17 protein-coding genes are annotated in these 15,639 nt (G+C 61.9%); 13 read left to right on the forward strand and 4 right to left on the reverse strand.

Annotation, left to right across the window (positions count from 1 at the left end; translation table 11 throughout):
* Positions 1 to 400: 400 nt before the first annotated feature.
* The 5 genes from ACVJGD_RS02510 (at position 401) to ACVJGD_RS02530 (ending at position 4,843) form a co-directional block, all read left to right on the forward strand.
* Positions 401 to 1,183, forward strand: coding sequence for an ABC transporter ATP-binding protein (locus tag ACVJGD_RS02510; RefSeq protein ID WP_456632874.1), 783 nt, complete (start codon positions 401 to 403; stop codon positions 1,181 to 1,183).
* Complete coding sequence (locus tag ACVJGD_RS02515) at positions 1,180 to 2,034, forward strand: ABC transporter permease (RefSeq protein ID WP_456632875.1); 855 nt, start codon at positions 1,180 to 1,182, stop codon at positions 2,032 to 2,034. Before ACVJGD_RS02510 ends, ACVJGD_RS02515 begins: the two co-directional genes overlap by 4 nt.
* Positions 2,035 to 2,057: 23 nt before the next feature.
* The gene (locus ACVJGD_RS02520; RefSeq protein WP_456640143.1) at positions 2,058 to 3,041 is read left to right on the forward strand and encodes an ABC transporter substrate-binding protein; all 984 of its coding nucleotides are present in this window, start codon (positions 2,058 to 2,060) and stop codon (positions 3,039 to 3,041) included.
* 91 nt (positions 3,042 to 3,132) lie between these two features.
* Positions 3,133 to 4,449: an amidase gene (locus ACVJGD_RS02525; protein WP_456632876.1), complete on the forward strand. Its 1,317-nt coding sequence runs from the start codon at positions 3,133 to 3,135 to the stop codon at positions 4,447 to 4,449.
* Between the two features lie 205 nt (positions 4,450 to 4,654).
* A complete protein-coding gene (locus ACVJGD_RS02530) occupies positions 4,655 to 4,843 on the forward strand; it encodes a hypothetical protein (protein ID WP_456632877.1) in 189 nt (62 codons plus the stop codon).
* A gap of 140 nt (positions 4,844 to 4,983) precedes the next feature.
* On the opposite strand, the gene ACVJGD_RS02535 is transcribed toward ACVJGD_RS02530, so the two are convergent.
* Positions 4,984 to 5,454: an SgcJ/EcaC family oxidoreductase gene (locus tag ACVJGD_RS02535; RefSeq protein ID WP_456632878.1), complete on the reverse strand. Its 471-nt coding sequence runs from the start codon at positions 5,452 to 5,454 to the stop codon at positions 4,984 to 4,986.
* Between the two features lie 690 nt (positions 5,455 to 6,144).
* Between ACVJGD_RS02535 and ACVJGD_RS02540 the strand changes: the two genes are divergently transcribed.
* A complete protein-coding gene (locus ACVJGD_RS02540) occupies positions 6,145 to 6,552 on the forward strand; it encodes a hypothetical protein (RefSeq protein ID WP_456632879.1) in 408 nt (135 codons plus the stop codon).
* Positions 6,553 to 6,627: 75 nt separating this feature from the next.
* Here ACVJGD_RS02540 and ACVJGD_RS02545 read toward each other — a convergent pair whose 3' ends face one another.
* On the reverse strand, positions 6,628 to 7,032 hold the full coding sequence (locus ACVJGD_RS02545) for an EF-hand domain-containing protein (protein WP_456632880.1): 405 nt from the start codon (positions 7,030 to 7,032) through the stop codon (positions 6,628 to 6,630).
* Positions 7,033 to 7,280: 248 nt separating this feature from the next.
* Here ACVJGD_RS02545 and gcl point away from each other — a divergent pair, with 248 nt between their 5' ends.
* The 3 genes from gcl to ACVJGD_RS02560 are packed head-to-tail and all read left to right on the forward strand — an operon-like array spanning position 7,281 to position 10,773.
* Complete coding sequence (gene gcl / locus ACVJGD_RS02550; protein WP_456632881.1) at positions 7,281 to 9,083, forward strand: glyoxylate carboligase; 1,803 nt, start codon at positions 7,281 to 7,283, stop codon at positions 9,081 to 9,083.
* 11 nt (positions 9,084 to 9,094) lie between these two features.
* On the forward strand, positions 9,095 to 9,880 hold the full coding sequence (gene hyi, locus ACVJGD_RS02555; RefSeq protein WP_456632882.1) for a hydroxypyruvate isomerase: 786 nt from the start codon (positions 9,095 to 9,097) through the stop codon (positions 9,878 to 9,880).
* 14 nt (positions 9,881 to 9,894) lie between these two features.
* The gene (locus ACVJGD_RS02560) at positions 9,895 to 10,773 is read left to right on the forward strand and encodes a 2-hydroxy-3-oxopropionate reductase (protein WP_456632883.1); all 879 of its coding nucleotides are present in this window, start codon (positions 9,895 to 9,897) and stop codon (positions 10,771 to 10,773) included.
* A gap of 165 nt (positions 10,774 to 10,938) precedes the next feature.
* On the opposite strand, the gene ACVJGD_RS02565 is transcribed toward ACVJGD_RS02560, so the two are convergent.
* Positions 10,939 to 11,553: a thiamine pyrophosphate-dependent enzyme gene (locus tag ACVJGD_RS02565; RefSeq protein ID WP_456632884.1), complete on the reverse strand. Its 615-nt coding sequence runs from the start codon at positions 11,551 to 11,553 to the stop codon at positions 10,939 to 10,941.
* Positions 11,554 to 11,561: 8 nt separating this feature from the next.
* Positions 11,562 to 12,092: a thiamine pyrophosphate-binding protein gene (locus ACVJGD_RS02570; RefSeq protein WP_456632885.1), complete on the reverse strand. Its 531-nt coding sequence runs from the start codon at positions 12,090 to 12,092 to the stop codon at positions 11,562 to 11,564.
* Between the two features lie 184 nt (positions 12,093 to 12,276).
* Here ACVJGD_RS02570 and ACVJGD_RS02575 point away from each other — a divergent pair, with 184 nt between their 5' ends.
* From ACVJGD_RS02575 to ACVJGD_RS02590, 4 genes are all read left to right on the forward strand, one after another.
* On the forward strand, positions 12,277 to 13,242 hold the full coding sequence (locus tag ACVJGD_RS02575) for a Bug family tripartite tricarboxylate transporter substrate binding protein (protein ID WP_456632886.1): 966 nt from the start codon (positions 12,277 to 12,279) through the stop codon (positions 13,240 to 13,242).
* Between the two features lie 4 nt (positions 13,243 to 13,246).
* A complete protein-coding gene (locus tag ACVJGD_RS02580; RefSeq protein ID WP_456632887.1) occupies positions 13,247 to 14,143 on the forward strand; it encodes an amidohydrolase family protein in 897 nt (298 codons plus the stop codon).
* A gap of 15 nt (positions 14,144 to 14,158) precedes the next feature.
* Entirely contained in the window at positions 14,159 to 15,208 is a 1,050-nt protein-coding gene (locus ACVJGD_RS02585) for a hydroxyacid dehydrogenase (RefSeq protein WP_456632888.1), read from the forward strand.
* 212 nt (positions 15,209 to 15,420) lie between these two features.
* Entirely contained in the window at positions 15,421 to 15,633 is a 213-nt protein-coding gene (locus ACVJGD_RS02590; RefSeq protein ID WP_027577783.1) for a hypothetical protein, read from the forward strand.
* The last annotated feature ends 6 nt before the right edge of the window (positions 15,634 to 15,639 follow it).

Genomic DNA, 15,639 nt, shown 5'->3' on the forward strand with positions numbered 1-15,639 from the left:
CTGCAATGAAACCAGCCTTTGAGCGATGAGCAATAGGGCGCAATACCCTCAATCGCGCATTCGCTCGCGCTGCCGTTGATAAGCAACGAACATCACGCCGTTCACAACCTTCTGGCATGCTACGACGGATGTAGCCGATTTCCGAAGTGCCGTCTGCTGTACGTGACCTCGATGACGCCAGACCCAGACTTGGGCTGGCCCGCCCCTCGGCCACATGACGGCGGACCTCGATTCCATTGTGCGAGTATTCCAAACGCTTGAATTCGCGCAGTTTTCAACGTCCTTTCCACTCCGCGGGAAATAAAATCTGCCGCGTTGAGATCGCCCATGCGCCGCGATCATGGCCTTGAGCCAGTTTGGCACGGTGGTTGCTTGAAGCGCATGGTGGACAGGAGACACCATGTCATCGCCCAAAGTACAACTTCGTTTGAACGGCATCCGTAAGAGCTTTCCTGGAAAGGAAGCAGCGACGCAGGTTCTCGACGGCCTGACCTTCGATATCCATGAGCGTGATTTCGTCAGCATCATTGGCCCGAGCGGCTGCGGCAAGACGACGGTGTTCAATATTATCGCCGGCCTCGTGGATCCCGACGATGGCGTCATGCTCTATCGCGGCCAGGAGGTGGAAAGCCTGCGCGGCCGCGTCGGCTATATGATGCAAAAGGATTTGCTTTTCCCTTGGCGCACCGTGCTGGACAACGTTCTGCTCGGCCTTGAGACCAAGGGAGTCGATCCAAAACGGGCTCTGGATACCGCGAGGGAATATCTCAGCACGTTCGGTCTTTCCGGCTTTGAGAACTCATATCCCAAGGCGCTGTCCGGCGGCATGCGTCAGCGCGTGGCCTTGATCCGCACTCTCGTGCTCGATCCCGACATCCTGCTGCTCGATGAGCCGTTCTCGGCCCTCGATTATCAGACGCGGCTGTATCTCGAAGGCATTCTGATGGAGGCGGTGGAAACCTTTCACAAGACCGTGATCCTCGTGACCCATGACATCGATGAGGCAGTGGCGCTTTCCAAGCGTGTGGTCGTGCTCAGTCAACGTCCGGCGCGCGTGAAGGCCGTTCACGACATCGCGCTGAACGAACATTCTCCAATCGCGGCGCGAAGCGATCCGCGCTTCTCCGGTTATTTCCACACGCTTTGCGCGGAACTCGATATCCAGACCAGGAAGAGTGCATGACGGAAACGGCTCAAGTTGTAAAAACCGCGGTGCCCGCTCGCCGACGCGAGAAGAAGCGCCGCAATGTGTTCGATTCCCTGATCGGGCGAAGCGCGCTTCAGATCCTTGCCGTCGTCGGTTTCTTCCTGCTGTGGGAGGCGGCGGTGCGATGGGGATGGTTGTCGGGCTTTCTTGTCGGTCAGCCGAGCGGCGTTCTGCGCAACCTCATCGCTTCCATCGCGAACGGCTCTCTTTTCGCTGATACCGGCTACACGATATTCGAGGCGATCCTGGGATTTGCCTTCGGGACCGTGATCGGTTCGGTCATCGGCCTTGCATTGTGGTATTCGATATTTGTGGCGCGGCTGGTGGAACCGTTCATTGCGGCCATCAATTCAGTGCCGAAAATCGCGCTGGCGCCAATCATCATCCTGTGGTTCGGCACCGGCTTGCTGTCGAAGGTGGCGCTCGCGATCTCGCTCACCTCCATCGTGGCTCTCATCACCGCCTACCAGGCAGCAAAGGATGCGGACAAAGATCTCCAGGCGCTGCTTTTCTCCATGGGTGCGTCCAAGCAGCATATCTTCAAGCGGGTGATCGCACCGTCCACCTTGCCCGCGATCATCGCCACCTTCCGCATCAATATCGGCTTCGCCCTGGTGGGCGCGGTCGTGGGGGAATTCATCTCCTCCCAGCATGGTCTCGGCCACGTCATCTACGTGGCCTCCAGCCTTTACGATCTCAATACGGTGTGGGCCGGCCTGTTCACGCTGATGCTCGTTGGCTTTCTTTTCTACCACTTGGTCGAGGTCACCGAGCGCTGGCTGCTTCCCTGGAAGCAACAGCAGGGCGGCACGCAGATCAACGTTTGATCCTCTTTCAGGAGACTTCCAAAATGAGACGGCGAATTCCGAAACTGAGCACTCTTTCCGTGGCCCTCGCTCTTGCTCTCGGCATAACCGCAGCAGGGCCGGCTTCCGCCGAGATGAAGAAGGCGACCATTTCTCAGGCGTTTCAATCCCTGCTGTATCTGCCTCTTTATGTCGGCCTGCACGAAGGCTTTTTCGAAAAGCAGGGGCTTGATCTCACCAAGGAAAGCGCCGGCTCCGGAAGCGTCGCTCTCTCGGCCGTGATCTCCAAGAGCGCGCAATTCTCGCTCCATGGGCCCGAATGGACCGCCATCGCCGCGTCCAAGGGCGCGCCGGTGAATACGATCGCCAACGTCGTGAATGGCGCCGCCGTATGGATCGCCGCCACGCCCGACTTCAAGTTCGACAGCGTGAAGGATCTCAAGGGCCAGAAGATCGTCACTGGCCTGATGCCAACCACCAGCACCTCGCTGTTCATCAAGCTGCTGAAGGAAAACGGCATGGATGCCAGCAATGACGTGGAAATGATTCAGGTTCCGCTCGGCACCGAGCCCGGTCCCTTCGCCGCCGGCCAGGCCAAAGTGGCGGTCATGTACGAGCCGGGCCTCGACCAGGTGGTCGCCAAGGGCATGAAGGTGGTGGTCGGATTCCCGAAACTGTACGGCGCCTATGCCTTCTCGACCATCACCGCGCGCAACGATGTCGATCCGGACCTTGCCCAGCGGCTGACCAACGGCCTCGAAATGGCGGAGCGTTTCATGCACAAGAACGAGGCACGCACGGTAGAAATTGCTCAGAAGGAATTTCCGACTCTCGAGCCGGCCGTAGTGGAAGCGGCAGTAAAGCGCATGCTTGCCGACAACGTCTACCCCACCAGTGTCGATATCACGCCCGACGCGCTGAAGCTTGCGCTCGAGACCCAGATCGCGCTCGGCAATCTCGCCGCCCAGCCTGACTACAAAACCTTCGTTCCAAGAACCTATATCGAGAAGGCGATGGCCACGAACTGAGCTTCGCCGATCCTCGTCGCGACGGCTTCGGGCTGAACCCGGAGCCGTTTGCATTTCGATCATTCTCACCTCGGTTACGGGTCCATCCGAAATGAACTTTGCGCAAGGCCACTCCGGCCTCCTCGAAATCATCCGCATGATCGCTGCGACCTCGGCACAACCGCAGGACCTGATCACGGCCAGCCACGCGCGCGCCTTGGCTTTCGAACCCGATCTTCGCGCCTTCGCTTACTTGCCGTCCGAACCGCCGATCGTTTCAGCGGGAAATGGACCACTTGCAGGTGTCGCGGTAGGTGTGAAAGATCTCATAGACACGGCCGATATGCCGACCACCTACGGTTCGCCGGTGTATGCAGATCACCAGCCGAATGAGGATGCATGGGTCGTCAGCCGCCTGAAAGATCTCTCGGCGACCGTTCTCGGCAAGACGGTCACCACCGAATTTGCATGGCGCGAACCCGGCCCGACCCGCAACCCGTGGAATCCAAGACACACGCCCGGCGGTTCTTCGTCCGGCTCTGCGGCAGCCGTTGCAAGCGGATCGGTGCAAGCGGCGCTGGGCACGCAGACCCTGGGTTCGATCCTGCGACCTGCCGCCTATTGCGGTGTGGTGGGATTAAAACCCAGCTTCGGCACCATCAGCCTGAAGGGTGTCCATCCCCTCTCTCAGTCCCTCGACCACCTTGGCCTGTTCGCCCGCAGCGTGGATGACGCCGCGTATCTGCTGGCGCTGCTGGCGGGCGGCCCTGGTGCTTCCCGGCAGGCGCCGCTCCAGATTTCTCCTGAAGGCATTGAGCCTTTTTCCGCACCGCGGATCGCATGGCTTCGTCCGGCGGCAACGCCGCCCCTGGACGAAAGCCAAAGCGCGCTGCTCGCGCGAGTCGCCGTTCTCTTTAACGATGCCGGAGCGATCGTAGAGCCGTTTGCGCTGCCTGCGGAATTTGAGCAACTGCCGGCCCTCTCGGCTACGCTCTGCGGCGCGGAAGGGGCAGCCAATTTCGGTGATCTCGTCGCACGTTTCCCGGACAAGACCAGCGCCCGGCTTCAGGCCCTTGTCGAACGCGGCGCGGCGATTTCCGCGACCGAGTATATTTCCGCCCGCGCCAGGCAGCTTGCGCTGCGCGCCGACTTTGCCCGCGCGCTCGCAGGTTTTGACGCTGTTCTCACGACCGCGGCAACTGGCGAAGCGCCGGAAGGATTGTCTGATACCGGCGACCCTGGCCTGTGCGTGCCCTGGACAACTCTCGGGGTTCCGGCGATCGCATTGCCTGCCGGCATCGGGCCGAGCGGCCTGCCCATGGGGATCCAGCTTGTCGCGCCATTCGGCGAAGACCTGAAGCTGCTGCGGATCGCCAGGTGGTGCGAAACCTCGCTCGCTATCAAGACCGGGCGCCAGGAGAGCGAATAGATGCGGTGGTGGGAGGCGCGATACCTTTAAATATCTCCGGTTTACCTCAACAACCGGACATCGCCATATTCAATAGCGGACACCCACCGCGCTTCTTCACCCCAATCACGATCGGCCGCGCTGCTGCGTAATCTCGCAATTGCCGGCTTGTAGGGCCGGTTGAAATGGACACAATATACTCGCTTCGGGATCGAGGAGGATGCCCATGCCCGAAGCACCAAGCGACATTGATTATACGGTTGATGTAGGCAGGCACGAGACGATGTTCCGTGCGAACACACCCAAAGGGGAGAAATTCCTCGGCGGTGTCGACCTTACGATGTCCAACGAGGAAGCGCATACATTCATACAGGATGCCCGCGCAGCAGGACTGACGGTCAAATCGTTTTTCTAACAGTTTCGCAAACAGATCCTGCACCTCGCTATTGGTCGAAGGCCAGATCGGCGGCTTCGGGCGCCAAGTCCCGGCGAACAGCTAGCCACGACCGCGCTGCGGCTGAGCCCATAGGTGTCACCCCTCGAAGACTTGGTGAGCTATTTCGGGGTCGATGGCATGGCCGAGGAATGGTGGTCGACGATCAGCCAACGCTCGCCGTTCTTGACGTAGGTGAAGCTGTAGCGCGCCGGCAAGTTCTTCGTCTCGCCATCCTTGACATAGGAAAACGTGTAGTAGCCGGTATTGACCGCCGCATTGCCGTACACGCGGATCAGTTGATCGCCGAAGGCGACCTTGAGGCCGGGCAGAACCTTGAAGGCGGTCACGAAATAGTCTCGTAGCGCCGCCCGGTCGGAGCGTACGGTCGGCGACAGTGTGCCCCAGAGCACGGCATCGTCCGAATAGAACGGTAACACCTTTTCGGGATCGTCTTCGCCGAGAGCCTGCCCCCATGCCAAGGTCGCCGCCGCCACCTCCGCTTTCGGCTCGACGAAAGCGCTAGAGCCAAACGATAATAACACGATGCAAAGGGCAAGCGCTGCGCCCGCCACTTTTGGAGAAGTTCGCATGACATCCTCCCTTGCGAATACGGACAGACGAGTGTCCGCTTGAGAAGGCCTCTTGCAATGCGAGCGGCTACTGTTTGCGCGGATCGTCCGCCGGATTGATGTAATCGATGCCACCTGGGCCGGGTGAACTGAACTTGAATTATTCCTTCCTCGCTTCCGGTCCAAGCGTAATGCGCGTGTTTTGCGGGGTACACCCATAACGAGCCTGGCTTAAGGAGGTCACCCTTCTTTTCGAACTTTTCACCATGACTGCTGCCGACGGCGCCGCTTATGACCGTGACAACTTCGGAATAGGGATGGGTATGCGGAGCAGCGCGCCACAATGTTGCGTGCGTCACACGATTGAAGCTACATCATCCGTGACCGGCAAACCATAAGTCAGAGACATTGACTTAATAGGTTGCCAATAGGTCGGCGTCCGCTTCAGTTGGACGGAGCGAAGCAGCCAACACCGGGTCCGGGCGCAACCACCTGTTTCTCAAGCGCGTCAGGTCGCGTAGAATGTAGTGCCCCTGAAGCGGGACATGCCGAAATCGCCGTTCCGGGCGAACGAGCAGTACTAGGGCCATCGGCGGGCTCGTACTCTCAAGAGACCGACCCCCTTTTCGGTTTCGCACCACGATTCACTCTCTGCGAAATGTACGCGCCGCTTCTGCGGCGACTCGTGGCTATAACTTCAGGAGAAAAGCGATGAACGAGATCGATCGAAGGTCAGCACTGGGAATAGGGTTGGCAGCGGCCACGGCGGCCATGATGAAGCCAGCCGCCGCCCAAACCACGGGCTACAAGGACACCACGCCGTGGCCAGGTGTCGTGGTCCGTGCATACGATGGAGAGACACCATCCATCATCCCCGGCTTTAAGACCGTCTCAATGCGCGATGTTATTATGCAGCCGGGATCGAAGACGATGGGCCCTCCGATGATGAATGCCATGGTCTGCCATATCACTGAAGGGGAGCTTCGGGTTGAGCAGGAAGAAAAGACTTTTACGGCCAAGAAGAACTTTGTCTGGACCTGCAACAAGGACACAAAAGAGCAGTCGTACAACGATGGGAACGTGGTTGCGATTATGCGGATCACGGATCTGAAGGCCTAAGGCTTGTTTCTTCGCGAGAGATCGATCGCGGCGGCGGATGGCGCACGCGACGAGGCGCCATCCGCGCGCAGCCTATCACCTGGTCCCGTGTATGAACGCTTGCATCTCCTCCCGGGTAAGCTTGCCATCTTTATTGCTGTCCATCGCCTTGAAGATCCGTTCGTGAGCTGCCTGAAACTCCTGCAATGAGATGGTCCCATCGCCGTCGGCGTCCATCAGAGCGAACATCATACGCATCATAAAAGGTGGTCCCATCGCGCTGCCACCCATCATGCCGCGCCCCATCATATGTCCTCCCATCATGCCGTGCCCCATCATACCGCCTTGTCCCATCGTGCTCGCGCCGTCCTGGCTCGTGGGATGGGATTGCATTTGTTGCTGATCCGGCTGAGGCGCCATTCGGTCCTGTGCAATCGCACCGACAATGCCGTACGCCAGAATGAGAGCAGATATCGTGACTCGCAGAGCGCGCGTGTACATTTCGAACCTCCTCGGAAGCATGTATCCTCGTCCCAATAATTCCGTACGAGTGATATTGATCCTCTGGGCCCGGCTTTCGCCTACGCAGCCGCTGCTCTCGTTTGCTTTCATTGCGCTGGTGATCCAACCGTTTGACTTGGCGCGATTTTTTACCCTCGTTCCGCATCGTGGGAAACAAAATCAGCGTCGTTGAGATCGTGTCCCGCTCCCGTGATCATCACGCCGATGCAACATCAGCGAGGCGCGAGATGGCGAAGATGCGGGCGGTCGATGCGGCGGTGCGTATTCTGGAGAAGGAAGGGGTAGCTTGCGCGTTCGGCGTTCCCGGCGCTGCGATCAATCCGCTCTATTCGGCGCTGAAGAAGCGTGGCTCGATCCGGCACATCCTCGCGCGCCATGTCGAGGGCGCGTCCCACATGGCGGAGGGATATACCCGCGCCAAATGCGGCAATATCGGCGTCTGCATCGGCACGTCGGGTCCGGCGGGTACCGATATGATCACCGGGCTCTATTCGGCGATCGCCGATTCCATCCCGATCCTCTGCATCACCGGACAGGCGCCGCGGGCCCGGCTCTACAAGGAGGATTTCCAGGCCATCGACATCGAGGCGATCGCAAAGCCGGTGACGAAATGGGCGGTCACGGTGCGCGAGCCCGGCCTCGTGCCCCGCGTGTTCAGCCAGGCGTTTCACCTGATGCGCTCGGGGCGTCCGGGTCCCGTGCTGATCGACCTGCCGCTCGATGTGCAGCTCGCCGAGATCGAATTCGACGATGACACCTATGCGCCGCTGCCGGCCTACAAGCCGGTCGCGACGCGCGCGCAGATCGAGCGGGCGCTCGAAATGCTGAACATGGCCGAGCGGCCACTGATCGTGGCGGGCGGTGGCGTCATCAACGCCGATGCATCCGAATTGCTGGTGACTTTCGCGGAAACCGTCAACGTGCCCGTGGTTCCGACGCTGATGGGCTGGGGCGCGATCCCGGACGACCACGTGCTGATGGCCGGAATGGTCGGGCTGCAGACCAGCCACCGCTACGGCAATGCCACCATGCTGCAATCGGATTTCGTGCTCGGCATCGGCAACCGCTGGGCCAACCGGCACACCGGCTCGATCGAGACCTACACCAAAGGCCGCACCTTCGTGCATGTCGACATCGAGCCGACGCAGATCGGCCGCGTGTTCAATCCGGATCTCGGCATCGTCTCCGACGCCAGGGCGGCGCTTGAACTGTTCGTCAGTGTTGCGAAGGAATGGCGGAAAGCCGGAAAGCTCCGCGAGCGGCAGGCGTGGCCGGCCTCATGCCAGGACCGCAAGCGTACGATGCTGCGCAGGAGCAACTTCGACGACATGCCGATCAAGCCGCAGCGCGTCTATCAGGAGATGAACCGCGCCTTCGGCCGCGACACCTGCTACGTCACCGTGATCGGACTGTCGCAGATCGCCGGCGCGCAATTCCTGCGCGTCTATCATCCGCGCAACTGGATCAACGCCGGGCAGGCGGGACCCTTGGGCTGGACGCTCCCCGCCGCGCTCGGCGTGCGCGCCGCCGATCCTAACCGCGAGATCGTGGCGCTGTCGGGCGACTATGATTTCCAGTTCCTGGTCGAGGAACTCGCGGTCGGGGCGCAGTTCAAACTGCCGTACATCCACGTCGTCGTGAACAATTCCTATCTCGGCCTGATCCGCCAGGCGCAGCGCGGCTTCGACATGGACTACCAGGTGCAATTGTCCTTCGAGAACATCAACGCGCCCGAGATCGGCTCTTACGGCGTCGACCATGTCGCGGTCGCCGAAGGCCTCGGTTGCAAGGCGATCCGCGTCACCGATCCGAACGATGCACAGGCGGCGTTTGCGACTGCGCGCGAGTGGATGGCGAAATACAAAGTGCCCGTCGTGGTCGAGTTCATCCTCGAACGCGTGACCAATATCTCGATGGGCACCGAGATCGACAATGTCGTTGAGTTCGAGGAGCTGCTCGATCTGCCGGTGGACGAGGTGCCACCGCGCGTCGACGCGCGTCAGCCCGGCAAATTGTTGCCCGCCGAGTAGGGAGTCTGATTGTGCCGAAATTTGCTGCCAATCTCACGATGCTGTTCGGGGAACTGCCGTTCCTGGAGCGCTTCGCCGCCGCCAAGGCCGCCGGTTTCAACGGCGTCGAATATCTGTTCCCCTATGACTTCGATAGAGCCGAGCTGCGCGAGCAGCTTGATAAGCACGGCTTGATCCAGGTCCTGCACAATCTCCCCGCCGGCGATTGGGCGGCAGGCGAGCGCGGCATCGCGATCTTTTCCGATCGCGTCGAGGAGTTCCGCGACGGCGTCTTCCGCGCCATAGCCTACGCCAAGGCGCTCGACTGCCGGCAGTTGAATTGCCTGGTCGGTGTCGCGCCGCGCGAGGCCGATCCGCGCGAGCTGAACGAGGTGCTGGTCAAGAATCTGCGCTTTGCCGCCAACGCGCTCGCCAAGGAGCAAATCAAGCTCCTGATCGAGCCGATCAACACGCTCGATATCCCCGGCTTCTTCTTGAACCGCACCGAGCAGGCGGCGCAGCTCATCGCCGACGTGGGCTCGAGCAATCTCTTCATCCAATATGATGCCTACCACATGCAGATCATGGAAGGCGATATCGCCCGCACTGTGCAAAGGCATCTGCCGCGGATTGCACATATCCAGCTCGCCGACAATCCCGGTCGCAACGAGCCGGGAACAGGCGAGATCAACTACAATTTCCTGTTCCGCCACCTCGACACGATCGGCTATCGTGGCTGGGTCGGATGCGAATACAAGCCTCGGACAACGACGACCGACGGTCTTGGCTGGCATGCGGCGCTTACGGTCGTCACCTAAGGGAGGTATTCGCCATGACCAATATCGGATTTATCGGCCTCGGCACCATGGGACGTCCAATGGCCGGTCATCTCCAGGCCGCAGGCCACCGGCTGTTTCTGCATGACGTCGGAACCATCCCGCCGGAGCTGGTCTCTGGCGGCGGTGTCGTCTGCAAATCGGGCAGGGAGGTTGCGCAGGAAGCGCAGGCCATCATCATCATGGTGCCGGACACGCCGCACGTGGAGGCGGTGCTGTTCGGTCCCGGCGGCGTCGCCGAGGGACTTTCCAAGGGCAAGATCGTGGTCGACATGAGCTCGATCTCGCCGCTCGCGACCAAGGAGTTCGCGAAAAAGATCGAGGCGCTCGGTGCCGACTATCTCGACGCGCCCGTTTCCGGCGGCGAGGTCGGCGCCAAGGCGGCAAGCCTGACCATCATGGTTGGCGGTCCCGAGCGTGCGTTCGACGCGATGAAGCCGCTGTTCGAGAAGATGGGCAAGAACATCACGCGGGTCGGCGGCAATGGCGATGGGCAAACGACGAAGGTCGCCAATCAGATCATCGTCGCACTGACGATCGAGGCGGTTGGCGAGGCCTTGCTGTTTGCCTCCAGGGCTGGCGCCGATCCGGCGCTGGTGCGGCAGGCTCTGATGGGCGGCTTTGCGTCGTCGCGAATTCTCGAAGTGCATGGCGAGCGCATGATCAAGCGCAACTTCGATCCCGGTTTCCGCATTGAATTGCACCAGAAGGATCTCAACCTTGCGCTCGAAGGCGCGCGAACGCTCGGCCTCTCGTTGCCCAGTACAGCACTTGCGCAGCAACTGTTCTCGTCCTGCACGGCTCACGGCGGCAAGGCGTGGGATCATTCAGCCATGGTGCGGGCGCTGGAGATGATGGCGGATCACGAGATCTAGCTCCCCTCATGGTGAGGAGCCGCGCAAGCGGCGTCTCCGGACGATGCTTCGCATCGCCGGGAGAACCATGAGGCCCCGCTGCCGCCCGCGGCCCATCCTTCGAGACGCCGCTACGCGGCCCTCAGGATGAGGTCACATATGCGGCGGGCCGTGGTGAGTGAAATCCTACAACGGCTGCCGCACGCCGAGGCCGAGCATGAAGCGTTCCCTGATCTGCACGGGATCGCGACGGGTCGCACCGGTGCCGGGCTTGTCGTCGATGCGCACGCCGATCAGCGTCGGGCCTTCCGTGGCGAGCGACTGATCGATCAGGCGCTCGAAATCATCCTCGTCGGCGGCCCAGGAACTGTTGGGAAGACCGCTCGCCACCGCGATGGCGACGAGATCGGACACCGCCGCCGCCGGTGTCGGCTGCGCGCCGGTGATCTGATAGATGCCGTTATCCATCACCACCATGGTGAGGTTCCTCGGCGCCAGCGTCGCAATCGTCGACAGCGAGCCGAGCTGCATCAGGAGCGAGCCGTCGCCTTCGAGCGCGAACACGCGCCGTTTGGGTTGCGCCAGCGCCACCCCGAGCGCGATCGGAAACGCAAGCCCCATGCTTCCCAGCATGTAGAAGTTCTGCGGCCGATGGCCGGCGGCCCAGAGGTCGAAATTGGTGTTGCCGATGCCGCCGACCACGGCCTCTTCGTTCTTCAGCTTTGCGACAAGGCGCGAGGTGAGGTCGAACCGGTTCATCACCTTGGTGTTGCGGGCAGGGGTTTTGGTTGCCGTGTTCATGGGACCGCTCACTTGTCAAAGACCTTGCCGCCGGTGAGCAGCGGCGAGAGGATCAGCGCCACCGGCGCCTGCGTGGTGACGGCCTGCTTGATCGAACGGTCGCAGATGAACTCGAACTCGTCGAGCCGGGTCGCCGTGTGATGCTCCATCGCCAGCGAGTCGAGCACCGGCCGCATGGTGCGGCAGACCAGCGCCTGACCGTAATTGAATTCGCCGAGCGTGCCGCGCTCGGAGACGAACATGATCACCGGGATCTGGTAGGGGATCGCGAGCGAGGCCAGCACATTCGCGAGCGTTGCAAAGCCGGAGGTCTGCATCAGCACCGCGCCGCGCGCGCCGCCCATCCAGGCGCCGGAGACGATTCCGACCGCTTCTTCCTCGCGCGCGGTCGGAAAGGTCGTGAAGAAAGGATCGGCATGCAGGTTCTTGATCAGCGGCGTCAGTACGCGATCCGGCACATAGGGCACGAGGCTGACCTCGTTGCGCTTGAGCGTCTGCAGCACGATGCCGTGCCAGCTTTGATCCTCCGCGAGCGCCATCCTTGCTCTCCCTAACATCCGCGACGCTGCGGCCGCTTTCTCGCGGCAAAACTTCACCCGACCGGCGGGATTGTCAACATGTCGCAGTCGCAACGCGACCTGCGGTTTCCGCTGGTGCGGATACCGGCCCGCTATGCGATACAGGCGGCAACGACAATAAGACGAGAGCAATGGGAGGAATGTCATGGCCGGCTGGTTCTGGCGAGCTGCCATTGCGGCGGTCATGTCCCTTGCGGTCGGCTCGGCATTCGCGCAGCCGTTTCCCGCCAAGCCTGTACATATCCTGGTGCCCTATCCGCCCGGCGGGGGCGTCGACGTGCTGACCCGCACGCTTGCCGATGTGGTGTCGAAACAATGGGGACAGTCGATCGTCGTCGAGAACCGGCCCGGCGCGGGCGGCGTGATCGCTTCGCAGGCGATCGCCACCTCGCCGCCGGACGGCTACGATCTGATCATGGTGGCGAGCGGCCACGCCACCAACCCGTTCCTCTACCCCAAGCTGCCTTACGACACGTTCAAGGATTTCTCGCCGATTTCCCTTTTGGCGTCGTCGCCCAATGTGCTGCTGGTGCGCGCGGATTCCCCATTCAAGTCGGCTGCCGAAATCATCGCGGCTGCGAAAGCCAGGCCGGGCAGCCTGTCCTACGGCCATGCCGGCAATGGCACATCGACCCATCTGGCGGGCGAACTCCTGAAGAACCTGACGAAGATCGACCTCAATGCGATCCCCTACAAAGGCGGCATGCCGGCGATCAACGACCTCCTCGGCGGGCAGATCCCGATGTCCTTCAACAATGGTCCGGAGTCGGTCGGCCAGCTTCAGGCTGGCACCGTCCGGGCGCTTGCCGTCACCACGGCGGCGCGGGCGCCGTTCCTGCCGGATGTTCCCAGCCTGTCCGAGGTCGTGCCGGGCTACGACACCGAGGTGTGGTGGGGGCTGCTCGGTCCGGGCGGCATGCCGCCCGATCTCGTGACGAAGCTCTCGCATGACTTCGTCGCCGCGCTGAACACGGAGGTTGTAAGGGAGCGGCTGACCAAGCTCGGCGCGATGCCGATCGGGAGCACGCCGGAAAAGTTCGATGCCAAGATCCATGCCGACTATGAGAAATGGGGGCCGATCATCAAGGCCGCCGGCATGACGGCGGAATAGCGCGATGACCGCTTCAGCCATTCCTGCCTGCCTGCCGCCGCGCAAGGTCAGCCGTCCGAAAGTGCCGCTGCCGCCGGGCGCGTGCGATACCCATGCCCACGTGTTCGGTCCGTCCGATCGCTTTCCCTATGCGGAGGATCGGAGTTACACGCCGCCCGATGCGCCGCTGGAAAAATACCTCGATATGCTCGGCACCCTCGGCTTTGCGCGCGGCGTGCTGGTGCAGGGCAGTGCGCATGGCCGCGACAATTCCGCGATGCTGGATGCGCTCCGACGCACGCCCGATCGCCTGCGTGGCATCGCGGTGTCCGATGCGAGCGTCTCGCCGGCCACGCTGCGGGAATGGAACGCGCTTGGCGTGCGGGGCCTCCGCTTCAACCATTTCTTCCGCGGCGGCCAGTTGCACTATCGTGGCGGCATCCCGCTGACGGAAGCCGAAAAGCTCGCGCCCATTATGGCCGAGCTCGGCTGGCACCTTCAGCTCTGGATCGACGTCAAGGATTTGCCGCAAGTGATCCCGCGGTTGAAGTCCTTCGGCCTGCCTGTTGTGATCGACCATATGGGCCGTACCGATGCCCGCGCCGGCACCGGCACCGAAGGGTTCCAGAGCCTGCTGCGTGCGGTCGGCGACGGCTGGTGCTGGTCCAAACTGTCCGGCGCGCATCGCCTCAGCCAGCAGGCGCCGGATTATCCCGATGCGCGGCCGTTCCACGAGGCCCTGGTGAAGGCGAACCCCGAGCGCCTGGTCTGGGGCGGCGACTGGCCGCATCCGCGGGTCGAGGGCGAGATGCCCGATGCCGGCCACCTGCTCGAATTGTTCCAGCAATGGACACCGGATGAGGCGACGCGGCGGCGTATCCTCGTGACCAACCCCGCAAAGCTCTATGGCTTCCCGAACTGAAAGTTGCAGAAGGACATGACCGTCAACAACAAGCGCGTCTTCTACGTCAAATACCTTGCCCACAACATCTACGCGGACATCCTCAAGAGCCGCCCCGACGTGCGGCTCGACCGGCTGGAGAATGAGAGCCCCGATGAGGTCGCGGCACCCATCCTCGAAGCGGCGCACGCCTATCAGATCGGCGCGGCGCGCGACGAGCTGGCGCGGCACTTCCATGTCGACCAGGACCTGCTCCGCCGCACGCCGAACCTCCTGATCGTCTCCTCCAACGGCGCGGGTTTCGATCCCGTCGATGTCGACGCCTGCACATCGGCCGGCGTGCTGGTGGTCAATCAATCCGGCGGCAACGCCAATTCCGTGGCCGAGCACGCGCTGGGGATGCTGCTCACCCTGTCGAAGCGGATCATCGAATCCGATCGCGTGCTGCGGCGCCAGCGGGACGTCAACCGCAATGCGCTGATCGGCAACGAGGCGCAGGGCAAGACCATCGGTATCGTTGGTCTCGGCAATGTCGGCCGCCGCATCGCCGAGCTGTGCCGGGGCCTGCTGCACATGAAGGTGATCGCCTACGATCCCTATCTGACTGCGGAGGAGATGGCGAAGCGGGGAGGCGAGAAGGTCGAGCTCGAGGAGCTCCTCCGCCGTGCCGACTATGTCTCGATCAGTTGTCCGCTGACGAAGGAAAGCCGCAGCATGATCGGCGGGCGCGAATTCGCGCTGATGCAGCCGCACGCGTTCTTCATCACCACCGCGCGCGGCTTCATCCATGACGAGGACGCCTTGGAGGACGCGCTGCGCAACAAGCGCATCGCCGGCGCTGGCCTCGACGTCTGGGCCAAGGAACCGCCGCCGCCGGAACATCCGCTGCTGCAGTTCGACAATGTGCTCGCCAGTCCGCACACGGCCGGCGTCACCCGGGAGGCGCGCGCGAACATGGGCCGGATCGCCGCCGAGCAGATCCTGGATGCGCTTGACGGCAAGCGGCCGCCGCGGATAATCAATCCCGAGGTCTGGCCGGCTTACGCTAGGCGCTTTGAACGGACGTTCGGGTTTGCCCCGAAATAGGGACGTTGCTAATCTTGGTTGTATCCGCTGTCGACCTCGCTGGATGCGGGAATCGTGGAGCTGCGTTGGATCGGGGCAGCGAGCCTGCCCCGTCCGCCGGAGCGCAGGATTACGGTAAGGACCGGCGGCCATCGACTTTGATTTTCCTCAATGCGTTTTTCCACGGTGCTAGTATCCAAAGTCCGACGCTACCCGTGTAGCAGGAGGCTCCCATGTCACGATTTGTCGTTAGCTTCATGAAGGACGTGCTTGGCGACAACGGTCGGGAAAGGGAGGTCTGCCAGAGTTCGCTGGAAGTGAATGCCTCGAACGAAGGTCAGGCCGCGGAAATGGCCAAGCAGAAATTCTGCGAGGCGCAGGCGCTGTGTGATTGGTCGCTGCACGCTGACCGCATCCGGATCGACTCGGCAGATTTTCCCTCATAATCATCC

Source organism: Bradyrhizobium sp. USDA 10063, from assembly GCF_054063735.1.